22 protein-coding genes and 1 tRNA gene are annotated in these 21,806 nt (G+C 64.9%); 12 read left to right on the plus strand and 11 right to left on the minus strand.

Annotation, left to right across the window (positions count from 1 at the left end; translation table 11 throughout):
• Positions 1 to 52: 52 nt before the first annotated feature.
• The 4 genes from ftsE to prfB form a co-directional block, all read right to left on the minus strand.
• On the minus strand, positions 53 to 742 hold the full coding sequence (ftsE, locus tag AYK61_RS06650; RefSeq protein WP_121870241.1) for a cell division ATP-binding protein FtsE: 690 nt from the start codon (positions 740 to 742) through the stop codon (positions 53 to 55).
• A gap of 86 nt (positions 743 to 828) precedes the next feature.
• Positions 829 to 1,278 carry a hypothetical protein gene (locus AYK61_RS06655; protein ID WP_121870242.1) on the minus strand — a complete coding sequence of 150 codons (450 nt, stop codon included), beginning with the start codon at positions 1,276 to 1,278 and terminating at the stop codon, positions 829 to 831.
• Positions 1,275 to 2,177, minus strand: coding sequence for a mechanosensitive ion channel family protein (locus AYK61_RS06660; RefSeq protein WP_121870243.1), 903 nt, complete (start codon positions 2,175 to 2,177; stop codon positions 1,275 to 1,277). The genes AYK61_RS06655 and AYK61_RS06660 overlap by 4 nt, the downstream gene beginning before the upstream one ends.
• A 38-nt stretch (positions 2,178 to 2,215) precedes the next feature.
• Positions 2,216 to 3,328, minus strand: a complete 1,113-nt coding sequence (gene prfB / locus AYK61_RS06665; RefSeq protein WP_027496571.1) for a peptide chain release factor 2 — start codon at positions 3,326 to 3,328, stop codon at positions 2,216 to 2,218.
• 92 nt (positions 3,329 to 3,420) lie between these two features.
• On the opposite strand from prfB, the gene hisN reads away from it, so the two are divergent.
• The gene (hisN, locus tag AYK61_RS06670; RefSeq protein ID WP_121870244.1) at positions 3,421 to 4,224 is read left to right on the plus strand and encodes a histidinol-phosphatase; all 804 of its coding nucleotides are present in this window, start codon (positions 3,421 to 3,423) and stop codon (positions 4,222 to 4,224) included.
• On the opposite strand, the gene AYK61_RS06675 is transcribed toward hisN, so the two are convergent.
• Positions 4,221 to 4,589 (minus strand): DUF1304 domain-containing protein, encoded by a 369-nt coding sequence (locus AYK61_RS06675; RefSeq protein WP_121870245.1) that lies wholly within the window; start codon positions 4,587 to 4,589, stop codon positions 4,221 to 4,223. The genes hisN and AYK61_RS06675 overlap by 4 nt on opposite strands.
• A 141-nt stretch (positions 4,590 to 4,730) precedes the next feature.
• Between AYK61_RS06675 and AYK61_RS06680 the strand changes: the two genes are divergently transcribed.
• The 4 genes from AYK61_RS06680 (at position 4,731) to AYK61_RS06695 (ending at position 9,246) form a co-directional block, all read left to right on the plus strand.
• Positions 4,731 to 6,140, plus strand: coding sequence for an acyl-CoA dehydrogenase family protein (locus AYK61_RS06680; RefSeq protein ID WP_121872511.1), 1,410 nt, complete (start codon positions 4,731 to 4,733; stop codon positions 6,138 to 6,140).
• 44 nt (positions 6,141 to 6,184) lie between these two features.
• Positions 6,185 to 7,405, plus strand: a complete 1,221-nt coding sequence (locus tag AYK61_RS06685) for an acyl-CoA dehydrogenase family protein (protein WP_121870246.1) — start codon at positions 6,185 to 6,187, stop codon at positions 7,403 to 7,405.
• 184 nt (positions 7,406 to 7,589) lie between these two features.
• The gene (locus AYK61_RS06690; protein WP_121870247.1) at positions 7,590 to 7,934 is read left to right on the plus strand and encodes a YciI family protein; all 345 of its coding nucleotides are present in this window, start codon (positions 7,590 to 7,592) and stop codon (positions 7,932 to 7,934) included.
• A 31-nt stretch (positions 7,935 to 7,965) separates the two neighbouring features.
• The gene (locus AYK61_RS06695; RefSeq protein ID WP_121870248.1) at positions 7,966 to 9,246 is read left to right on the plus strand and encodes an RNA polymerase sigma factor; all 1,281 of its coding nucleotides are present in this window, start codon (positions 7,966 to 7,968) and stop codon (positions 9,244 to 9,246) included.
• On the opposite strand, the gene AYK61_RS06700 is transcribed toward AYK61_RS06695, so the two are convergent.
• The gene (locus AYK61_RS06700; protein ID WP_121870249.1) at positions 9,219 to 9,764 is read right to left on the minus strand and encodes a GNAT family N-acetyltransferase; all 546 of its coding nucleotides are present in this window, start codon (positions 9,762 to 9,764) and stop codon (positions 9,219 to 9,221) included. The two genes, AYK61_RS06695 and AYK61_RS06700, sit on opposite strands and share 28 nt — an antisense overlap.
• Before the next feature lie 69 nt (positions 9,765 to 9,833).
• Here AYK61_RS06700 and AYK61_RS06705 point away from each other — a divergent pair, with 69 nt between their 5' ends.
• The gene (locus AYK61_RS06705; RefSeq protein ID WP_121872512.1) at positions 9,834 to 10,034 is read left to right on the plus strand and encodes a hypothetical protein; all 201 of its coding nucleotides are present in this window, start codon (positions 9,834 to 9,836) and stop codon (positions 10,032 to 10,034) included.
• A gap of 6 nt (positions 10,035 to 10,040) precedes the next feature.
• A complete protein-coding gene (locus AYK61_RS06710; RefSeq protein WP_121870250.1) occupies positions 10,041 to 10,646 on the plus strand; it encodes an ATP-binding protein in 606 nt (201 codons plus the stop codon).
• Between the two features lie 5 nt (positions 10,647 to 10,651).
• Here AYK61_RS06710 and AYK61_RS06715 read toward each other — a convergent pair whose 3' ends face one another.
• The gene (locus AYK61_RS06715) at positions 10,652 to 11,164 is read right to left on the minus strand and encodes a putative immunity protein (protein ID WP_121870251.1); all 513 of its coding nucleotides are present in this window, start codon (positions 11,162 to 11,164) and stop codon (positions 10,652 to 10,654) included.
• A gap of 109 nt (positions 11,165 to 11,273) precedes the next feature.
• Positions 11,274 to 11,350: transfer RNA gene (locus AYK61_RS06720), tRNA-Met, on the minus strand.
• A gap of 493 nt (positions 11,351 to 11,843) precedes the next feature.
• Between AYK61_RS06720 and AYK61_RS06725 the strand changes: the two genes are divergently transcribed.
• The gene (locus AYK61_RS06725) at positions 11,844 to 12,401 is read left to right on the plus strand and encodes a transglycosylase family protein (protein ID WP_121870252.1); all 558 of its coding nucleotides are present in this window, start codon (positions 11,844 to 11,846) and stop codon (positions 12,399 to 12,401) included.
• A gap of 154 nt (positions 12,402 to 12,555) precedes the next feature.
• Here the strand turns inward: AYK61_RS06725 and AYK61_RS06730 are convergent, their stop codons facing one another.
• Complete coding sequence (locus tag AYK61_RS06730; protein ID WP_183130191.1) at positions 12,556 to 15,540, minus strand: UPF0182 family protein; 2,985 nt, start codon at positions 15,538 to 15,540, stop codon at positions 12,556 to 12,558.
• A gap of 277 nt (positions 15,541 to 15,817) precedes the next feature.
• Between AYK61_RS06730 and AYK61_RS06735 the strand changes: the two genes are divergently transcribed.
• Entirely contained in the window at positions 15,818 to 16,399 is a 582-nt protein-coding gene (locus AYK61_RS06735; RefSeq protein ID WP_121872513.1) for a PPA1309 family protein, read from the plus strand.
• Positions 16,400 to 16,412: 13 nt separating this feature from the next.
• Here the strand turns inward: AYK61_RS06735 and AYK61_RS06740 are convergent, their stop codons facing one another.
• Positions 16,413 to 17,438 (minus strand): PDZ domain-containing protein, encoded by a 1,026-nt coding sequence (locus AYK61_RS06740; RefSeq protein WP_121870254.1) that lies wholly within the window; start codon positions 17,436 to 17,438, stop codon positions 16,413 to 16,415.
• A 146-nt stretch (positions 17,439 to 17,584) separates the two neighbouring features.
• Here AYK61_RS06740 and AYK61_RS06745 point away from each other — a divergent pair, with 146 nt between their 5' ends.
• The 3 genes from AYK61_RS06745 to AYK61_RS06755 all read left to right on the plus strand — a co-directional run bounded on the left by AYK61_RS06745 (position 17,585) and on the right by AYK61_RS06755 (position 21,393).
• Complete coding sequence (locus tag AYK61_RS06745) at positions 17,585 to 18,973, plus strand: zinc-dependent metalloprotease (protein WP_121870255.1); 1,389 nt, start codon at positions 17,585 to 17,587, stop codon at positions 18,971 to 18,973.
• A gap of 123 nt (positions 18,974 to 19,096) precedes the next feature.
• Positions 19,097 to 19,990, plus strand: coding sequence for a hypothetical protein (locus tag AYK61_RS06750; RefSeq protein ID WP_121870256.1), 894 nt, complete (start codon positions 19,097 to 19,099; stop codon positions 19,988 to 19,990).
• Positions 19,991 to 20,082: 92 nt separating this feature from the next.
• Positions 20,083 to 21,393 (plus strand): AarF/ABC1/UbiB kinase family protein, encoded by a 1,311-nt coding sequence (locus AYK61_RS06755; protein WP_121872514.1) that lies wholly within the window; start codon positions 20,083 to 20,085, stop codon positions 21,391 to 21,393.
• A 34-nt stretch (positions 21,394 to 21,427) separates the two neighbouring features.
• Here the strand turns inward: AYK61_RS06755 and AYK61_RS06760 are convergent, their stop codons facing one another.
• Complete coding sequence (locus AYK61_RS06760; RefSeq protein ID WP_032397690.1) at positions 21,428 to 21,748, minus strand: WhiB family transcriptional regulator; 321 nt, start codon at positions 21,746 to 21,748, stop codon at positions 21,428 to 21,430.
• Between the last annotated feature and the right edge of the window lie 58 nt (positions 21,749 to 21,806).

The following is a 21,806-nucleotide window of genomic DNA, read 5'->3' on the forward strand; positions in this document are numbered from 1 at the left end:
CCTTCGGTTCGTTCGGTCGTGAAGTCTGTGCGGTCCTGAATCTGCGGCGGCGTCAGCGACCGACGCCGTAGACCCCGCGGGCCTCGTCACGAACGACTCGCCCATTGTCGAGTTCGACCACGCGACGGCGCATCGAGTCGACGATGTGGTTGTCGTGAGTGGCCATCAGCACCGTGGTTCCCGTGCGGTTGATGCGCTCGAGCAACAGCATGATGTCTTGGCTGGTGTCCGGATCGAGGTTGCCGGTCGGCTCGTCCGCGAGCAGAACCAGTGGGCGATTGACGAAGGCCCGAGCGATGGCCACTCGCTGCTGCTCGCCACCGGACAGCTCGTTCGGCAGACGATCGGACTTGCCGCCGAGTCCCACGAGCTCGAGAACTTCCGGGACGGTCCGCTTGATCATCGAACGAGGCTTACCGATCACCTCGAGCGCGAACGCCACGTTCTCCACCACGGTCTTCTGCTGAAGCAGGCGGAAGTCCTGGAACACGCAGCCCATGCTCTGACGCAGCCGCGGGACGCGTCGCGCGGCCAGCCGGTTGACATGGAAATCGGCGACGTGAATGTCGCCGGAGGTAGGCGTCTCCTCCTTGAGGAGCAGCCGCATGAACGTCGACTTGCCCGAACCGGACGGGCCGATCAGGAACACGAACTCACCCTTGTCGATGGAGACCGTCACTTTGTCCAGGGCGGGCCTGGTGGAGGTCTTGTAGGACTTGGACACATTCGAGGTGCTGATCACGGGTCGCCAGTGTAGTCCCTACCCGTCGGTAACCGCCGGAACCTCGTGGGCACCGCGGCGAGTCCCGAGAGTCGGTAAAGGCCGACTCAGCGCGCCGATGTCGGCGCAGGCTGGGTGGGTATCAGCGACTGAATCCCCGGCGGAAGCGGCAGGCCGAAAGGTGTGGTCGTCGCCGCCGGTGCGGTGGTCGTCGGCTGCTGTCCGGTGCCGTCGACGACGCCTCCGGATTGCTCCGGTTCGGTGGTTGCGGTAGGCGTCGGCGCTGTGGTGGACGTGACCGAGCTGCTCGGCTGGGTCGTCTGCGGCTCGGTGTACGGCGTCAGTTCGGCGGGGTCGACTGCCGTCGGCCCCTGAACGGCTTCTCGGTTCTGCGCATCGACCTCGGCGCTGACCTGGCCGTACAACAAGCCTGTCAGTACGAAACAGATGCCGAACGCCACCGTGGACGTACGGACCCGGCCACCGATCTTGGTGGGGATGCGCCACTGTCGCCACTGCGGTTTCGGATGCTCGGTTTCGATATTCGGAGTGCTCACTTCTTGTCCACCACCCGGACGGGTCCTGTGGATTCCGGTGCAACGCCTGCGGTACTGATGTCGGGGGCGACACTGATGCCCTCGGGCTGCAGAGCAGCGGCCACTCGGACCCGGATCTCGCGACCGACCTGGAACTGCTTTCCCGGCAACGTTCGCGCCACGAGACGGACATTGACCTGCCCCACTTCGATGCTCTCCACACCCATCACCGTCGGTTCGTCGAGCAGTAGTGGACGCAATCGAGAATCGGCGAACGCATCCCGGCCGACCGCGCGGAGCAAAGCGTTGACCTGAGTGAGATCGGCGGTACTGGGCACCGGAACGTCGACGACCGCGCGTGCCCAGTCCTTGGAGAGGTTGATCGCTTTGACGATCTGACCGTTCGGAACAGTGATGACCTCGCCGTCGACACTGCGTACCCGAGTCACCCGCAATGTCACGTCCTCGACAGTCCCCGCGGCGTCCTCTGCGGAACCGAGGACGGCAATCTGCACTACGTCACCGAATCCGTACTGTCGCTCGGTGATGATGAAGAACCCGGCGAGAATGTCCTGCACGACGCGCTGAGCTCCGAAGCCGAGAGCCGCACCGAGGACCGTTGCCGGTGCCACGAGCCCGCCGACGCCGAAGCCGAAGCGGCGCAACACCTCGATGGTGACCAGGATGTAGATGAGTGTGACCGCGACCCAGGTGATGACCTGAGCCAGAGCATGGCGATGTTTGGCGGCTTCGGAACGGACGAGGGCGTCGCTGTGCTTGTAGTTGTCGTCGATTCGGGAAGTGATCCGAGACCCGGTCCAGGTGACGAATCGCGCGGCCAGCAACCCCCCGAGGATGTACATCACGATTCCGAGGCCGTTGAGCTTGACCTCGGGCGTCACGTTGAGCCAGGTCGTCATCGGATCGATGGAGTGAAACCTGCGCAATGACCGGTCATCTACTGCTCCCCTCGCATTCGCCAGCGGATTCCCGACTCAAGGAATCCATCGATGTCTCCGTCGAGAACAGTAGACGGATTGTTGACCTCGTACTCGGTACGCAAATCCTTGACCATCTGGTAAGGGTGCAACACGTACGAGCGCATCTGGTTGCCCCAGGAGCTACCGCCGTCACCCTTGAGCGCGTCCATCTCGGCGCGCTCTTCCTTGCGCTTGACCTCGAGCAGCTTGGCCTGCAGCACTCGCATGGCCGAGACCTTGTTCTGCAGCTGCGACTTCTCGTTCTGGCAGGTCACCACGATGCCGGTCGGAATGTGTGTCAGTCGGACAGCGGAGTCGGTGGTGTTCACGGACTGGCCACCCGGACCGGACGAGCGGTAGACATCCACACGAATGTCGTTCTCGGGGATCTCGATGTGATCGGTGGTCTCGACGACCGGGAGAACCTCGACCTCGGCGAACGAAGTCTGCCGGCGACCCTGGTTGTCGAACGGGCTGATGCGGACCAGCCGGTGCGTACCTTGCTCGACCGACAGCGTGCCGTAGGTGTACGGAGCCTTGACCGCGAACGTCGCACTCTTGATGCCGGCCTCTTCGGCGTAGGACGTGTCGTAGACCTCGACGCCGTAGCCGTGCTTCTCGGCCCAGCGGATGTACATGCGCATGAGCATCTCCGCCCAGTCGGCGGCGTCGATTCCGCCGGCACCGGACCGAATATTCACGAGAGCGTCACGGGCGTCGTACTCGCCGGACAGCAGGGTCCGCACTTCCATGGCTGCGATGTCCTCCCGGAGCGACGCGCGTTCGGCGTCCGCATCGGCAGTGGCCGACGCGGCTGCCTCACCCTCTTCACCCTCGGCGAGCTCGTACAGCACCGGCATGTCCTCGAGGCGCTGGCGGAGCTCTTCGACGCGGCGAAGTTCGGCCTGCGCATGAGACAGTTGACTGGTCACCTGCTGCGCATGTTCCTGGTCGTTCCACAGGTCCGGCGACGCGGCCTGGTGCTCGAGTTCATCGATGCGTCGCCGCAGTTCCTCGACGTCGAGAACCGACTCGACGGTGGACAGAGTGGTGTCGAGCTCGGCCAGGTCTGCAGAAACGTCGGGATGCACGAGAGTCAAGGTTACCGGCACGCGAACCCACGCCCGACCGCCCCCGAGTATCGGCAGGCACAGTCGGCCGTACCCGTCGTTAGTCTTACGCGGTGACCGACTACTCCGAGGATCTTTCTCTCGCCCTTCGACTCGCCGACGAGGCCGACGCCATCACTCGCCGACGATTTCTCGCCATGGACCTCTCGGTGGATTCCAAGCCGGATCTGACACCGGTGTCCGACGCGGATCTGGCCGTCGAGACGACGATCCGCAGCTCTCTCGGATCGCACCGCCCCGCCGACGCGTTGCTGGGCGAGGAGTTCGGCGGCACGGCGACGTTGCGCGGACGCCAGTGGGTCGTCGATCCCATCGACGGCACCAAGAACTTCGTCCGCGGCGTACCGGTGTGGGCCACCTTGATCGCCCTGCTCGACGACGGCGTACCCCGGGTCGGAGTCGTCAGCGCACCTGCCTTGAACCGACGCTGGTGGGCCGCACTCGATCTGGGTGCCTGGACGGCATCGGACATGGGCACCCCGCGCCGGATCGAGGTCTCGAAGGTCGATTCGCTGGCGTCGTCGAGTCTGAGTTTCTCCAGCCTGTCCGGGTGGTCCGAATTGGGCATCAGGGATCGGTTCCTCGATCTGACCGACGCCGTGTGGCGGGTGCGCGGCTACGGCGACTTCTTCTCGTACTGCCTCGTGGCCGAAGGGGCAGTCGACATCGCCGCCGAGCCCGAGGTCTCGCTGTGGGACCTGGCCGCACTCGATGTCCTCGTGCGCGAGGCCGGGGGCGACTTCACCGCACTCGACGGCAGCGCAGGCCCGCACGGTGGCAGCGCAGTGGCCACCAACGGCCTATTGCACCACGAGGTCCTCGCGCACCTGTCCCCCAGCGCGAAAAATCTCGCCTAGAGAACTGCCGCCAGAATCAGCGCGATCAGCGGCGTGATGCCCTGGACGAACGCAGCTCGGAAATACTTCGTGCCGCCGGTGGCCAGAACGAGCGCAGCGCCGACGATGCTGGCGCAGGCGAAGTAGACGATGGCGTGGCCTGCAGATCCGCCCACGATCAGCCCGACCACGATGCCGATGGCGAGAAACAGGTTGTAGAAGCCCTGATTGAAGGCCATCGGTTTCACGACGTCGGCGTCGTGCTGACTCGCGACGCCGAAGCGCCCCCACACCGCGGGCCTGGACCACACCACGCTTTCCATGACGAAGATGACGACGTGAAGGGCCGCGGCGACGGCGGCGAAGACCTGAGCGATCGGATGCACGCGAACAGCCTGTCACACCGATACGACGGGTGATACGAAATGTCGCGCGGATGTCGAGACCACCGGTACTTACTCGACAGTAGACAGCTAACTTACTCGGGAGTAAGATCTGTGAAGTCCGTGACCGACGCCGAGGAACTGGTGATCATGAGCAAGCAAGACAGTGTGGTCGACGCGAAGGCCCCGAAGGTGCCCCGCGATACTTCTGCGGTTGGCCTCAACCCGTTCAAGAGAGATGCCATCGGAACCGCCATGCGCGTTCTGACCGCCATCACCGGATCGGAACTGGCGGAGAAGTACAACCTCCGCCAGACCATCGACCGGGTGACGTACGAGAGCACCAAGACCGGGTTCAAGACCCTCGGCGCTGCCAATCGCACGTTCGCCAAGGTCACCGGCGGCGGCAAGCCCAAGCGTCTCGAAGACGGTGCCGCCAAGAACCTGAGCTACTTCGACCTGACGCCCGACGACGAACAGCGCATGATCGTCGAGACGGTCAAGGAGTTCGCCGAGGAGATCCTCCGCCCGGCCGCCTTCGACGCAGATCACAGTGCCTCGTCACCCGAGGATCTGGTTCGTCGCTCCGCCGAGCTCGGCATCACGCTCATCAACGTTCCCGAGGAACTCGACGGTGCCGCCAGCGAGCGTGGCGCGGTCACCAACTCCCTCGTCGCCGAGGCACTGGCCCACGGCGACATGGGCCTGGCATTGCCCATCCTCGCGCCCAGCGGCGTCGCCGTGGCTCTGACCCAGTGGGGCACCGACGCACAGCAGAAGACCTACCTCCCGGCATTCGTCGGCGAGAAGGTGCCCAATGCAGCAGTGGTCGTCAACGAGCCGCGCGCACTGCTCGATCCGTACGCGTTGCAGACCAAGGCCGTTCGCTCTCCCAGCGGCTACAAGCTCAACGGAGTCAAGAGCCTCGTGCCTGCTGCCGGCAGCTCCGAGCTGTTCGTCATCGCCGCAGAACTCGAAGGCCGTCCGGCATTCTTCATCGTCGAGTCCGACTCCAAGGGCCTCGTCGTCGAAGCCGACCCGAGCATGGGCCTGCGCGCAGCCGGCCTCGGTCGCCTGATCCTGACCGACGTCGCAGTTCCCGAGTCGGCACTGCTCGGTGACGGTGACGCAGACCAGCGGGCCGCCGAGTACAGCGCTGCCATCGGTCTCGCGCGCCTCGGCTGGGCATCGCTGGCCGTCGGTACGAGCCAGGCCGTACTGGACTACGTCGTTCCGTACGTCAACGATCGTGTCGCCTTCGGTGAGCCGATCAGCAACCGCCAGGCCGTGGCCTTCATGGTCGCCAACATCGCCATCGAACTCGACGGCATGCGGTTGGTCACGCTGCGCGGCGCTTCGCGGGCCGAGCAGGGACTGTCGTTCGCTCGTGAATCGGCGCTCGCGCGTCGGCTCGCCTCCGAGAAGGGCATGCAGATCGGTTCCGACGGCGTGCAGCTGCTCGGCGGTCACGGCTTCACCAAGGAGCACCCGGTCGAGCGTTGGTACCGCGATCTGCGGTCCGTCGGCGTCGCCGAGGGCATCGTTCTCATCTAACTCGCCGCCCCGAATTCCATGGCACTCACCCAAGGACATACACGATGATCAATCTTGAACTTCCCAAGAAGCTTCGGGCGCAGGCGAATCAGGCTCACCAGGTCGCTGCCGAGATCTTCCGCCCGATTTCCCGCAAGTACGACCTCGCCGAGCACGAGTATCCGGTCGAGCTCGACACCATGGCCTCGATGGTCGAAGGCATGTCCGACGCCGGCGGGGAAATCGGCGGAGCCGCCGGTGGCCGCGAGAAGGACAGCGAGTCGGCCAAGCCCAGCAAGACCGCGAACGCCAACGGCGGCAACATGTCCGCTCTGGTGAACGTGATCGAGACCTGCTGGGGCGATGTCGGCCTGACGCTGTCGATCCCCTACCAGGGACTCGGCAACTCGGCCATCGCGGCGGTGTCCACCGACGAGCAGCTCGAGCGCTTCGGCAAGGTGTGGGCTTCGATGGCCATCACCGAGCCCAGCTTCGGCTCGGACTCCGCAGCCGTGACCACCACCGCTGTCCTCGACGGCGACGAGTGGGTACTCAACGGCGAGAAGATCTACGTCACCGCCGGTGAGCGTTCCACCCACGTCGTCGTATGGGCAACGGTCGACAAGTCTCTCGGCCGCGCGGCCATCAAGTCGTTCGTCGTCCCGCGTGACGCTCCGGGCCTGTCGGTTGCCCGCCTCGAACACAAGCTGGGCATTAAGGCCTCCGACACCGCAGCCCTGCTGCTCGAGGATTGCCGCATCCCGAAGGACAACCTGCTCGGCACCGCCGAGGTGAACGTCGAAAAAGGGTTCGCCGGCGTCATGCAGACCTTCGACAACACCCGCCCACTGGTGGCAGGCATGGCAATCGGCGTGGCACGGGCAGCACTCGAAGAGCTGCGGTCCATCCTGGTGGACGCCGGAGTCGAGATCTCGTACGAGACACCCGCCTACAACCAGCACGCGGCGGCCGCGGAGTTCCTGCGCCTCGAAGCGGACTGGGAGGCAGCTCATCTGCTCGCACTGCGTGCGGCATGGATGGCCGACAACAAGGAGCCGAACTCCCTGCAGGCCTCGATGTCCAAGGCCAAGGCGGGTCGCTCGGCGGTCGACATCACCCTCAAGGCAGTGGAACTGGCCGGCACGTACGGCTACTCCGAGCGCCCGCTGCTCGAGAAGTGGAGCCGCGACTCCAAGATTCTCGACATCTTCGAGGGAACGCAGCAGATTCAGCAGCTGATCGTTGCTCGTCGTGTACTCGGAAAGTCGTCTGCAGAACTGAAGTGACACCTGGCTCGTCGTCGAGCCGAAAGTAGCTGCGAAACGGCATCGGACCTCGAGTCCGATGCCGTTTTTCGTACGTGAGAAAAAAAATTCCGGGACCGGTGTCGATATCGTGGTCGGCCGAACGTCGTCATCGTGTACGGCGACTCGCGCCGCGACAACGAGGTACCGAACCCAGGAGCGCACCATGAAGTACATCCTTTTGATCAACGCCGACACCGCGCCCGGCGCAGCACCGGGCTGCAGCAGTGTCGAGGACTGGATGACCTACGAGAAAGAGATGAAGGAGGCGGGCGTTCACGTCTCCGGTCACGCGATGGCCGACCTCACGACAGCCACGGCTGTGCGCGTCGACGCCGCCACCGGAGAACGCACCGTGACCGACGGACCGTATGCCGAATCTCACGAGGTACTCGGCGGCTACGACGTGATCGACGTTCCCGACCTGGACGCTGCACTCGAGTGGGCGGCCCGATGCCCGGGCTCCAAGGACGGCGGCGCGGTGATCGTGCGACCCCTTGCAGAATTCTGACCGTCGCAGTCCCGACACGCAGGCTTCTTCGGTGAACGATCCCGGGGTTCATCGGGCGCTCGAATCGGTCTTCCGAGCCGAGCGCTCGATTCTGCTCGCCTCGCTGGTGCAGCGGTATCGCGACCTCGACCTCGCAGAAGAAGTGACCTCGGACGCCATCGAATCGGCCCTGAAGCACTGGCCGGTCGATGGCGTCCCGGTCAGGCCTGGTGCCTGGTTGCTCACCACTGCCCGCAGGAAGGCGGTCGATCGCCTGCGCCGCGACCAGAGCCTGGCCGCGAAAGTCGGAGTGCTGCAAGCGGATACGGATCGCAGGGAACCGAGCCGCCTGAATTCGCTCGACGATGCTCTGCCCGACGACCGACTGCAGTTGTTCTTCACCTGCGCGCATCCGGCCCTCGCTGCCGGTGACCGGCTCGCACTGACTCTTCGATGCCTGGCCGGTCTCACCACCGGCGAGGTGGCCCGGGCGCTGCTCATCCCTCCGGCCACGGCAGCGCAGCGAATTGTTCGAGCCAAGAACAAGATTCGGGCCGCACGGATCCCCTTTCGCCTCCCAGGCCCGGACGAGCTGGCAGGCAGGGTGCCGATGGTGCTCGAGGTGGTCTATTCGATCTTCACCGAGGGCTATTCGGCGACGTCGGGTGATCACGTCGGACGAATCGGCCTCACCGACGAGGCACTCGGGATGGGCCGACTCCTGCACGCCGCCTTGCCTGCGGAGCCCGAGGTGACCGGTCTGCTGGCGCTGATGTTGCTGGTCGACGCCAGACGCGACGCTCGAATCGGACCGGACGGTGAGATCGTGCTGTTGGCAGATCAAGACCGTCGACTCTGGAACGCAGAGTCGATCGCCGAGGGTAAGGAACTCGTGCTCGAGGCCCTCGGCGGCGGCCGGGGCGGTCCCTACGCCGTGCAGGCCGCCATCGCTGCACTGCACGACGAGTCACCGGACGCCGACAGCACGGACTGGCCCCAGATCGTTGCGCTGTACGACGTCCTCATGACTCGGACACCGAGTGCAATCGTCGCACTGAACAGGGCTGTTGCTCTGGCGATGCGCGACGGCCCCGGACCCGGCCTTCGAGAGCTGGACCGGCTTGCCGGCGAGGCGTCGTTGCGTCGTTATCATCCCTATCCCATGGCGAGAGCCGATCTGCTGCAACGACTCGGAAGGTTCGAGGAGGCGGCGATCGAGTGTCGCCGAGCGTCGGATGTCGCCCGAACCGCACCGGAGAAGCGCCTGCTCCGACGTCGGCTCGAGGAGGTGACCACCTGCCGCGGTCAGGCCGACAGAACCACGTCCACCTGATCTGCCGTCAAGGAGCGGTCTGCGTACACCAGGCGAACTGCGTCGGCGTCGGGATTGCCGACGTCGGGTCCACGGGTGATCAACTCCAGGCCCGCGCGTTCGGCCACCCGGGCCGACGCGACGTTGTGTTCGAGCAGGTACGCCACGATCGGCAAGTCGGGCTCGGTTCGATGCGCGCACTCGACTGCGATCTCACACATCTCCGCGGCATACCCTTTGCCCTGTGCGTCGGGATGGAGGCGATAGCCGAGATTCCAGAACGAGTTCTGCCGCTTCGAGCACCCGCCGTAGCCACCGACCGTGCGGCTGCCGCGCTCACGAATGATCCACGTGGCCAATCCATCCCGCCGCCACAGCTCCGACCAGCCCTGCAACATTCGTTCGGTCACGCTGGGATCGGTGTGCCGCAGGCTCGAAAAGTGGGTCCACGACTGCGGGTCGCTGCAGATCGCGTACAGCGCATCGAGATCGGTGACGACCGGTTCGTCGAGATCGAGACGCGAGGTTCGTGTTCGCACACCGTGGATCCTAGGGGGAAGAAGTCTGGTAGACCGGTGGTACACGATCGAGCGAAGGGTGTGACCGTCATGGCCGAGTGGGTCAAGAAGATCGAAGAGAACGCGAAGGGCTTCATCGCGGAGGCGGAGCAGGAGTTGACGGCGCTCGAGGGTGTGGACACGGTCGATCTCACCGCCGATGCCGCCGACGACGACGCAGAAGACACAGAAGACACCGCCCATTCCGAAACAGTCACCAGCGACGATGCCCGCGAGCAGGTCTCGGACTGAACCCCGATGTCCAGTCGTCACACCTGGACCACGACGACACACGACTGGTCGGTGGACGTCGATCTGGATCATCTGTCGCACATCAGGTCCCGACCCGGCGAATACGCGCCCGGCGGAGTCCTGCACCTCGTGCTCGAGGTACTCGCCTACGCGGCGGACGAAGCCGAACACCAGGGCGGTGGTGACGCAACCGTGACTGTGCACTCGGACGGGACGATCGAGGTCTCCGACACCGGTCGAGGCACCGACACCAGACTCGACGACGGCGTTGCGGTACGAAAGCCTGTCGTCAGCACGAAAGATGTGCGCTTCTTCGACGAAACTCGACCCGTTCTGCTCGACGACGGCCATGCCAGACGCGGGATGTCCACCGTCGCGGCACTGTCCGAGATGCTCGAACACACCAACCGGCGGGTCGATGGTGCATGGACCGGACGATACGAGCACGGAGTCCCCGTGACCGAGCTGGCGGCGACCGAACCGACCGAGCACACCGGCACCACCATCCGGTTCCTGCCCGACGCCTCCCTGATACCTGCGTCACCGCTGACCCCGGAAGATGTGCGCGCGGCAATCGTGCCTCGTGACTTCTTCACGGTGTCGGTGACGTAGCGGGATCAGTCGAACACGGACCAACAGATACTGTTTCTTCTCCTCTGGTCCTCCAGCACCAGCTGCCGCACGCTGTTCGGAAGCCGGTCGCGCTGCCACTCGAGCTCTTCCCTACCTGCACTCATCTCCCGGCCGGCAGGTGCCGCCGCCCGAGCTGCCTTGATAGCGTAGGCGGCCGCTCCGAGGTCGTGTTCGGGTACGTGAGCCACGCAGGCCGCCTGGCCCGCGGCGTATGCGGCGAAGCGAGAGCAACCGTCCAGCGGTCGTGCCGCTCCCATGGCGTGGCCGCCCAGGGCGCGGGTGGCCATCATCGCGAGTTCGCCGCGCACCCACGCGCGGGTGGCCTCGATCGCCTCGCGCGGTCGGCAATCGGCGGGTTCGACCGTCTCGAACAAAGGGAGAACGTGTTCCGCACACTCGGCCGCCCAGAGCGCGAGGCTCCGGTGGTCGTCGTCTGACAGAAGTCCGCCGCGCTGCACGGTGATGAGGCGAGGGTCCCGAACGGCGGGAAGAATCATACGAGTCGTCCTTTCGGCGGTATCGCGTTCGCCCTTCGTCAGAGCGGCCGTTCATGCACACATGGGAACGGAAAAAAGACCCAGGACATTCGTCCTGGGTCTTCTTCAGTGGTAGCGGGGACAGGATTTGAACCTGCGACCTCTGGGTTATGAGCCCAGCGAGCTACCGAGCTGCTCCACCCCGCGTTGCAACTACGAAGTTACTACCGTGCGTACAGCCAATGCAAATCACGTGACTTCTCTGCGGTCGTGCGCACCCGAACGAGCGCATCGCGACGCGCAGATATCACGCCGAAGGCGGCTCGAAATAGTGCTCCGCGTCTCTTTTGGTACGTGTTTCGAGTCACATAACGTTCGGGTTACGAAGTAGAAACAATAGCGCCACGAGCGCGTCTGAGCTGCAAAGATACCCCCTTTCATCCCAGCATGTGGACACCAGTCATCCCATTCCGGCTCAGTGACGGTGAGCAGATCCTCGACTACCTTCACGGACGGCCCTAAACCGCTGGGCCTGCACCACCCCGCCGCTTCCTTCGCTCTGCCCCGCGGGTGTGGTCCCCAATACGTACGGGGGCAGAGCCGCGACGATACGAAGTGCCTGGTCACGAACGTCAGATATTCCCGGCGAGGTGATTGCAGGCCAGTCGCGCCAGTCGAGCGCGGAGAGGATTCACCCCGCATGACCACTCAGAACAATTTCGGTAAGCGCGCACTCGGATTTGCCGTTGTCGCCGGTGCCGCCGTAGCCATCCCCCTCGGCGTCTCTGCCGGAACCGCCAACGCAGCCCCGAACAACTGGGACGCGGTCGCACAGTGCGAAAGCGGCGGCAACTGGAGCATCAACACCGGAAACGGCTACTACGGTGGCCTGCAATTCTCGCAGAGCACCTGGACGGCCAACGGTGGAACCGGGTCACCGGCCAACGCATCCAAGGCCGAGCAGATCCGCGTAGCGGAGAACACCCTGCAGACTCAGGGACCGGGCGCATGGCCCACGTGCGGAAAGCAGCTGAGCACCGGTGCCTCCACTCCCGCGCCCGAGGCAGCTCCCGCACCGGCACCGCAGCCGGCACCGGCACCGGCACCGGCCGTGGCTCCCGAGGCCGCAGCGGCCACGCAGGCTGCACAGGGCGCGTTCGACGCAGCGTCCAAGCTCGCCGACCAGTACGGCCTGAGCACGCAGTTCCAGCACCTCGTTGCTGCCAACGCCCCGGTGCTCGCGCCCATCGGACGCTGATCACCCGGCAGTTCGTAGAACTGCCTCTCACCTTGCCGCTGCGCCGCGCGCACGAGCCAGGTGACGAACGACGAAAGGGCCGCCTCACCATTCGGTGAGGCGGCCCTTTCGCTCGTATCAACGGGTTCGGGTCAGCAGACCTGACCCGAACCGATCAGTTGCCGGCCCCGTTGTACGTGTCGACGGCGGTCTGCAGATTTTCGAGCGCGGTGCCGAGCTCTGCGAGATCTCCGCTCTGCTGTGCAGTGCGCACGGCTTCGAGCGCGGCATTCAACCCTGTGACCGCAGCGTCCCGTGTTGCCGAGCCGCCGGTGGACGGAGCCGGATTCGGGGAAGCCGGCGTTGTGGCCTCAGCGCCCGAGGTACCTCCCGATTCGGCCGGTTGTGGATCCTCGGGAGCACCACCAGGAGCAGTGGCAGCCGCGCCTGTTCCCGCTCCGAACACCTGATCGAGCGCCTCGGACAACCTGGGCGCGTACCCGACGCGGACGCCACCTTCCGCCCCCGGCTCCCGGTAGCTGACCAGAACCTTCGTCAACTGCGGGAACGTCGAGGTCGAAGCATTCTTCCGAGAGGTGTACAGCGGTTCCACGTACAGGATTCCGCCGTCTGCAATCGGGAGCGTCAGCAAGTTGCCGTACTGCAGTTCGTTCGACTGCTCGAGCAGCGTTCTGTCCGATGCCACCCGCGCGTCGGAGGTCATCGAGTTCTGCGCCTGCTGCGGGCCCTGGGTCTGCGTCTGCGTCGGCAATTGCAGAACCGTGAACTTGCCGTAGTCGTCGGGATCGGACCGCACCGAGATGTACGAAGCCAGCAATTCTCGGTTGAACCCGACCATGGCGCTGGTCAGCCGGAACGACGGCTCTCCGGTCTCAGGATCGCCGACCAGGACGTAGTAGGGCGGCTGATTCAAATCACTGCCGGCACCGCTGTTGCTGGTCGGATCACTCGGTACGGACCAGAACGCGTTGTTGGTGAAGAACTCGTTGGGGTTGTCCACGTGGTACTTCGCCAGCATTTCTCGCTGAACCTTGAACAAGTCCTCCGGGTAGCGGAAGTGCGAACGGAGCTCGTCCGTGATCGCGGACTCGGGCTGGACCGAATTCGGAAACACGCCCATCCATGCTTTCAACACGGGATCGGTGTCATCGACCTGGTACAGCGTCACGGTGCCGTCGTACGCGTCGACCGTCGCCTTGACGGAATTTCGGATGTACGAGACCTCGTCGCGTGGAAGTGGCCGACCTGTCGTCGACTCCACGCTGTCCACGGTCAGACCGTCCAGCGATGCCCGCTGAGCGTACGGGTAGTCCTTCAACGTCGTGTAGCCGTCGACGATCCAGACGATCTTGCCGTCCACGACCGCCGGGTACGAATCGGTATCGGTGGTCAACCACGGCGCAACCTTCTGCACTCGATCACGAGGATCGCGATCGAACAGAATCTTCGAGTCGTCGCCGATAGCTCCGGAGAAGAGAATGTTTCGCTCTGCGTATTTCGCAGCGAACGCCAGGCGGTTGAACCAATTGCCCACCGAGACGCCACCCGAACCGGTGTATGTGTAGTTGGATTCGTCGGTGTCGTACTCGCGGTCCCCGGTACCGGTAGCGCCGACGATCGCGTAGTCCGGATCCGCTGCGGCGATGACTTCGCCGTAGTAGATACGGGGCTGATCGACCGGAATGACCTGCTGGGAATCCTGCGACGCGATATCGCTGACCGTGTAGATCGGGTAGCCGCTGTTGCTGTTGGCACCCTCGGCGGTCGGATCCTGCACAGCTGCGTTGACCCTGTTGGCAGGAGCTGCAACGAAGCCGTTCCCGTGTGTGTAGACGGTGTGCCGGTTGATCCAGTCCGTCTGGTTGCCGGTCAGGGACTGCGGCGAGAGCTCGCGAGCAGCGACGATGTAGTCCTGCAGCTGCCCGTCGATCTCGTACCGGTCGATGTCGAGTGTGTCGGGGAAACCGAAGAAGTTCTTCAGCTGCTGCTGCTGGGTGAAGGTGCGGGACAACACGTTCGGGTCCAGCAGACGAGTGTTGGCGATGGTGGTCCTGTCCGCCTCGCTCTCGCGCGGATTCTGCGAACTCTCTCCCGAGTAGTCCTGGTACTCGACGACGTCGTCGCCGATTCCGTACGCATCCCGCGTCGCGGTGATGTTCCGCTGGATGTAAGTGCTCTCTTTCTCCGCCGCGTTCGGGCGCACCGAGAACTGTTCCATCACCAGCGGCCAAACGGCTCCGATCAGGATGGACGAGAGGACCAGCAATGCCGTGGCCAAGGCCGGAATCCGGAGATCACGGAGGAAGATCGCCGCGAAGAAGGCGATCGCACAGATCACGGCGATCGCGAGCAGAATCAGTTTGGCCGGCAACACCGCGTTGATGTCGGTGAAGCTGGCACCGCTGAACGTGGGTTCCTTGCGGCTGCTCGACAGAAGCGTGTACCTGTCCAACCAATATGCGACGGCCTTGAGCAGAACGAAGCTGCCCGCGATCACCGCCAGTTGAATACGCGCAGCACGAGTGAGTGCACCCTCGCGTCCGGCCAGGCGAATACCACCGAACACGTACTGCGTCAGCAGGTTCGCAAGGAAGGCTAATACGACGGCCACGAACAGCCAGTTGAGGATGAACCGGTAGAACGGGAGGTCGAACGAGTAGAACCCGACGTCGAGGCCGAACTGCGGATCGGTGGTCCCGAAGTCTCCCCCGTGCAGGAACAGCTGCACCGTCACCCAGTTGGCCTGAGCGATCATGCCGGACAGGAATCCGAACACCAGCGGAATTCCGATGCCGAACAGGCGCAGCCGGCTCATCACCGTGGTGCGGTACCGCGCGATCGGATCGTTGGGACCGGCGACCGGGACGAACACCGGCCGATTGCGGTACGCCAACAGCAGTGCCGCGAAGATGATGAGCCCGACGACCAGGGCAACGACGAGGAAGATCACCAACCGCGTCAGCAGAGTAGTGGTGTACACGCCGCGGAAGTCGACCTCACCGAACCACAGCCAGTTCGTGTAAACGTCGATCAGACGGGGACCGATGAGAAGCAGACCTGCTGCTACCAAGGCCAATACGAGCAAGATCCGGCTTCGCCGCGACAAGGACGGCATACCGGTGGGGGGCCTCATGCCCACGTGCCACACTCCAACTTCGGGCGACGCCGACCGGCGCCGCAGATGACTTCTTCGGCGCACTCGTCGTGCGCCGCATGTCCGTTTCGCCCTACTGTACGTACGTTGATCCTACGGCTGCGACGCCCGTACTGCGGCCACTGCTGGTCGCAGGTCAGGAGCGTCGGCGTCCATGGAACCATCCGGATGCGAGGATAGTGCGGTGAGCAACGACAGCAACGGACTGCCCGGCGAAGACCATTTCGGTGACGAGTTCGACCCCGAGTCGGGTGGGCAGGAAGTGGCCGAGGCTCTGGCTCGATGTGCTCGCGAAGTGGCGGATTTCGTCGAGGCAGGCGGTTGGCACCAGGCCCCGCAGATGTTCGCGTTGGTACCCACCGCAGCGCTCGCCGCGGCAGAGCCCGGACTCCTCGACGATCTTGCCGACGGCGCTGCACTGACTCCCATTCAGCAACATTCGCTGCCCGAGGACATCACCGGCGGCTCCCCCGCCCTGGACGAGTTCCTGGCCACCTCCACATGGCCCGAAGGTGTCGTCGGATGCGCACTGGTCCAGGAGATCGTGGTCCTTCCCCCCGCCGCCGAATCGACACTCGACGATGCCTTGATGCCGTTGCTCGCCGATCCCGATGCGGCCGACGAGGCAGCGCGCTCGGCTGCCGAGAACCATCCCGAGAAACGGGATGCTCGATTGATCGTCGCCGTCCTCAAGGACGGTCCGTCCTTGACTCTGCTGCAGTTGCACCCGGACGAGGACGCCGATCCATTCGCGCCCATCGACCTTCGCATCGCGCCGGACCTGGCCCCCAACGTCGTGCACGGCCTCTACGCGACGTTCGACGTCGTCGACGACGACGACTAGCGGCCGGGCCGGGTCAGCTGCAGGACGGCGCGTCGCCGCCCGAGCCGATCGCCTGCAGCGAGTCGACAGCACTGTCCAACGATTCGACACGCACCAATCTGAGGCCGTCGGGGACGTTCTGTTGCGCCTCACCGCAGTTGGCGTCCGGCACCAGGAACGTGGTGGCTCCGGCCTCGCGGGCGGCGATCAGCTTGTAAGGAATACCGCCGATGGGGCCGACCGTGCCTTCGGCGTCGATGGTTCCCGTCCCCGCGACGAACTCTCCGTTGCTCAGCTCACCGGGACTGAGCTTGTCGACCACGGCCAGGCTGAACATCAGTCCGGCCGACGGTCCGCCGACGTCGGCGAGGTTGAACTTCACCTCGAACGGCACATCGGGCTGCTCCTCGGGCGTGACGCCGAGGTACCCCAACGCGTCGTCGTCGGGCCGGGCTCCGAGTACCACCGAACCCGTCTGTGTGATGCCGTCCCGGACGTACTCGATCTCGACGGAATCACCGGGGGCTCGGGAGCTGACCGCCTCACGAACCGCCGATGCCGTGGCCACGGGGGTGTCGCCGACCGAGACGAGCGTGTCCCCCACGTTCAGCACGCCGGCAGCGGGCCCGTCATCGGCCACGCTGGCCACCGCCAGCGACACCGGCAGATCCAGATGATGCAGCGCGGCGAGTTCGGCGCTGGACTCCGACTCCTCGAAGTCCGCCTGATTGCCTTCCTGAACTTCTTCCTTCGACTTGTCCGGCGGATAGACCTCCTCGCGCGGAACCAGTCCTTGCCTGCCGCTGGCCCAGAAGCCGAGAGCCTCGAACAGGTTGAGCTGATCGCGCACGGCCACGGTCGTCATGTTCAAGTGGCCCGCGGTCGGATCGACCTCGGTTCCGTCGATCTGCACCACGGGCACCCCGTCGACGTCACCGAGGGTGTTGTACGTCGGGCCGGGGCCGAGAGCGGCGAACGGAACGGTGACGACCGAGCCGGTGACGCCCAGCACCACCACGGGTAGCAGCGCAGCGACGAGAGTGGCGATCCTTCGGTTCACTCCGTAGACACTAGATCCGAATACGGTCGACCGTGCAGACCGCCCCTACCGAGTGCGTCAGCGCCGACTTCTCACGGCCCGGACTGTTCGCCGTCAGCGTGACGATCCACCACTCTCTCCGTTCGTCGGGCTTGTACCGTTGAGTCATGAGCAATTTTGGTTTCGGTGCCTCCGACGACGACCCGGACAAGAAGAAGGATCCGGACGGCTCGGGCAACCCTGCCGGTTTCGGCTTCGGTGGCGAGGGCTTCGACCCCGCACAGCTGGGCCAGATGCTCACCCAGTTCGGCCAGATGCTCAGCGGAATGGGAGCCGCAGGCGGGACCGGGTCGGGACCGGTGAACTACGACCTGGCCAAGCAGCTGGCACGCCAGCAGATGGGCGATTTCAGCCCGGTGTCGGCAGGCGAACGAGAGGCCGTCACCGACGCCGCGCACCTGGCCGAGCTGTGGCTGGACGGGGCGACGACTTTGCCGGCCGGTGCCACGAAAACCGTTGCGTGGACGCCGGTCGACTGGCTCGACAACACGATCGACACCTGGAAGCGCCTGTGCGACCCCGTCGCCGAGCAGATTTCGGGCATGTGGACATCGGGACTGCCCGCCGAGGCCCAGCAGATGGCCGGGCCGATGATGGGCATGCTGACGCAGATGGGCGGGATGGCGTTCGGCTCGCAGCTCGGCCAAGCTCTCGGCCAGCTGTCCAAGGAGGTTCTGACGTCCACCGACATCGGCCTGCCCCTCGGACCGTCGGGCACGGCGGCGCTGCTGCCGTCGGCCATCGCGTCGTTCAGTGAGGGACTCGAGCAGCCCGACCGTGAGGTGTTGGTGTTCCTCGCCGCCCGTGAAGCCGCCCACCAGCGGCTGTACAGCCACATTCCGTGGCTGCGGCAGCGGGTTCTGGCTACAGTCGAGGAGTACGCGCGTGGCATCCGGATGGACTTCTCGGCCATCGAGGAGGCCGCCGCAGGGCTCGACCCGTCCGCGCTGACCGATCCGTCGAAGATCGAGGCGATCCTGCAACAGGGTGCGTTCGAGCCACAGACGACGCCGGAGCAGAAGCACGCACTCGAGCGTCTCGAGACGCTGCTCGCCTTGGTCGAAGGATGGGTCGAGACGGTGGTTGCGGCCGCTCTGGGCGACCGCCTGCCCGGTGCCGTCGCGCTCGGCGAAACGATCCGGCGCCGCCGAGCGTCGGGAGGCCCTGCCGAACAGACATTCGCGACGCTGGTCGGCCTCGAACTACGACCCCGCAAGGTCCGCGAAGCAGCCGATCTGTGGCGTCAGCTCCTCGCCGCAGCCGACATCGAGGGACGGGACGGTGTGTGGGCACACCCCGACCTGCTGCCCGACTCGTCGGACCTCGACAACCCCGCGGCCTTCATCGACCGAGTCGTCGGCGGTGGAACGTCAAGCTTCGACGACCCGATCGCGCAGCTCGAAGCCATGGAGGCAGCCGAGGCCGCCGAACGTGCCGCCGAAAACGACGGCAAGGGCACCGACGGTGATCCCGAGAAGGGTTCATCCACAACCTGAACCGGCCGGTTTCGCACCACTTCGATCGAGGTCGTCGAACGCCTGCTCGGAGGCACTTCCACCCTGTGGATAACGTGCCCTGAGCGGGCGTTCTTCGCTGTCGGCGCTGCCAGAGTGTGTTCCATGATCACACCGACCGTTCGACTCGATCCTGCGGTAGCAATTTTGCCGCGTCGAGACGGCACCGTTCAGTTGGGCTGGAATCCCGAGACCAGCGTCGTCGTCACTCCACCTCCCGGTGCCGAGCCGGGCTCGATACTCGACATTCTCCGACTACTCGCCGCGGGCCACTCCAGACCTCACATCGTCTGTCACGCAATGACATTGGGACTGTCCGCCAATCGAACATCGGCGATGCTCGGCGAACTGGAAGATTCCGGGTTGCTGATGCACGGCACGAGCGAACCGGTGGTGCCCGACGCCTCGCTGCAGGCCTCGCAGACCGGACCGGGGGCGGTGAAGACCGTCCACCTCGTGGGGCGGGGTCCGATCTCGGACGCGTTGGCCTCCGGTCTGAGTCGAACCGGTGTCACGGTGAGCCGAACGAGTCTGACCCCGACGCGCTACCCGCACTCGGTGGTGAGGTCATGGAGCTACGACGTCGTGGTACTCGCCGACGATCTGGTTGCCGAACCTCGACTGGTGACCGATCTGGTGCGTCTGCGCATCCCGCATCTGCAGGTGCGGCTACGAGATGGGAAGGGCATCGTCGGGCCCTTCGTGGTGCCCGGTCGGACGAGTTGCCTGCGGTGTGCAGATCTGACGCGCTGCGACTTCGAGCCGGAGTGGCCGCATCTGTCCGCCCAACTGCTCGGCACGGTCGGCCAAGCCAGCAGCGCGACGGTGCTGGCCACGGCAGCGTTCGCGTTCGCTCAGTTGGAGAACCTCATCGGCCGTTCCGACTCCGCCCTACCCGAGACCGCCGACTGCACCATGGAACTGGACTTCGCAGCGGCCGGAACCACGGTGCACAAACGGCTGTGGTCGAAGCATCCGCACTGCGATTGCTGGCACTGACGAAACGCACCGAAAGTGAGTTCACCTCGACCGACAGGGGTCGGTGCGGGGCGGTCCGAGCAATTGTCGGAAGGTTCAGCCATGATGGAGCTGTGTCTGACATACCGCGCCGTGGATCGACTCGTACTGCAAAACTGGCCAGCATTCCCCTCGGAATGGCCGGTCGTGCTGCCGTAGGGTTCGGCAAGAAGCTCGCCGGCGGCAATCGCGATGAAATCGATGCGGACATGGCCGCCAAAGCAGCAGAACAGCTCTTCTCCGTCCTCGGGGAGCTCAAGGGCGGTGCCATGAAGCTCGGGCAGATGCTCTCGGTGATGGAAGCGGCCGTTCCGGAGGAGTTCTCGGAGCCGTACCGCGAGGCACTGACCAAGCTGCAGGCGCAGGGACCGCCCATGCCCGCGAAGACCGTGCATCGGGTGTTGGACCAGCAACTCGGAACTGCGTGGCGGTCACGTTTTCTCGATTTCGACGACACTGCGATCGCCTCGGCCAGCATCGGACAGGTGCACCGAGCAACGTGGTCGGATGGACGCGATGTCGCGGTGAAGATCCAGTACCCCGGCGCGGACGACGCATTGCGCTCCGACCTCAAGACGCTGAACAGGTTCGCGAACCTGTTCAGCACGGTGCTCGCGGGCACGGACGTCAAGCCGGTGCTCGAGGAATTGACGGCCCGTACCGAGGACGAGCTCGACTACCGCATCGAAGCGGCGAATCAACGTGCCTTCAGCAAGGAATTTGCAGGCGATCCCCAGTTCGCCATTCCCAAGATCGTCGCCAGCGCACCCAAAGTCGTTGTCAGCGAATGGATGACGGGTCGGCCGCTGGCCGATGTGATCGCGAACGGAACGACCGAGGAACGTAATCAGGCGGGCGAACTGCTCGCGTTGTTCGCATTCGTGTCTCCGGCGCGCGCGAAGTTGCTGCACGCCGATCCTCATCCGGGCAATTTCATGATGCTCGACGACGGACGCATGGGCGTCATCGATTTCGGTGCCTGTGCCCCGATGCCCGACGGTCTCCCGCCCGTCCTGGGTCGGATGGTCTCGCTCGCACGCGACGAGAAGTTCGACGAACTCGTCGAACTGTTCACCGAGAGCGGGTTCGTGGTGCCGGGCCGCACCGTCACGGAGAAGGAGATCGAAGATTATCTGCGTCCCTTCACCGATCCGATCCACACCGAATCGTTCCACTTCACCCGGGCTTGGCTGCAGAAAGCTGCGGGCACCGCTACGGATTTCAACAGCGCGCAGTTCCGCACCGTTCGCGCGTTGAACATGCCTGCCGAGTACGTAATGATCTTCCGAGTCCTCGGCGGGTTGGTCGGAATCTGCGCGCAGCTGGACGCCTACGCGCCGTACATGGCCATCCTCACCGAGTGGCTGCCCGGCTTCGCCGACTGATTCGTTCGGCGAAACCGGGCACCGGTCTCGTGGATCATGCTGCGTTCTTCCGCGGCCGTCCGCGGGGACGCTTGCGGGCGATGACGACACCCTGCTCGAGGATCTCACCGCCCCACACGCCCCACGGCTCAGCGCGGTCGAGGGCCGCGCTCAGGCAGGTACGCCGGATGGGGCATTCGGCGCACAGCGCCTTGGCCTGCTCGAGTTCGGCAGGGGTGTCGGCAAACCACATGTCGGGGTTCGCCGCTCGGCATGGCACCGACAGTGCCAGCTCGACCGATTCGGTCGAACACTGTGCAGCGTAGGCACTCTCGGACTCTGGTCGGCATGTCGTCCGGATCGTGGCGGTTGACACGTCGGTCTCCTCTACTTTTCGTGCGGCGTCGTTATCGGTTCGAGGGGTGATGCGAACC

The sequence above is a fragment of the Rhodococcus sp. SBT000017 genome, from assembly GCF_003688915.1.
In the GTDB taxonomy this organism is placed as follows: Bacteria; Actinomycetota; Actinomycetes; order Mycobacteriales; family Mycobacteriaceae; genus Rhodococcoides.

Excerpts from the sequence above, each read along its gene's own strand:
- AYK61_RS06660 (WP_121870243.1), bottom strand. The coding sequence starts at position 2,177 with ATGACGACCTGGCTCAACGTGACGCCCGAGGTCAAGCTCAACGGCCTC.
- AYK61_RS06685 (WP_121870246.1), top strand. The coding sequence starts at position 6,185 with ATGATCAATCTTGAACTTCCCAAGAAGCTTCGGGCGCAGGCGAATCAG.
- AYK61_RS06690 (WP_121870247.1), top strand. The coding sequence starts at position 7,590 with ATGAAGTACATCCTTTTGATCAACGCCGACACCGCGCCCGGCGCAGCA.
- AYK61_RS06705 (WP_121872512.1), top strand. The coding sequence starts at position 9,834 with ATGGCCGAGTGGGTCAAGAAGATCGAAGAGAACGCGAAGGGCTTCATC.
- AYK61_RS06710 (WP_121870250.1), top strand. The coding sequence starts at position 10,041 with ATGTCCAGTCGTCACACCTGGACCACGACGACACACGACTGGTCGGTG.
- AYK61_RS06715 (WP_121870251.1), bottom strand. The coding sequence starts at position 11,164 with ATGATTCTTCCCGCCGTTCGGGACCCTCGCCTCATCACCGTGCAGCGC.
- AYK61_RS06725 (WP_121870252.1), top strand. The coding sequence starts at position 11,844 with ATGACCACTCAGAACAATTTCGGTAAGCGCGCACTCGGATTTGCCGTT.
- AYK61_RS06745 (WP_121870255.1), top strand. The coding sequence starts at position 17,585 with ATGAGCAATTTTGGTTTCGGTGCCTCCGACGACGACCCGGACAAGAAG.
- AYK61_RS06750 (WP_121870256.1), top strand. The coding sequence starts at position 19,097 with ATGATCACACCGACCGTTCGACTCGATCCTGCGGTAGCAATTTTGCCG.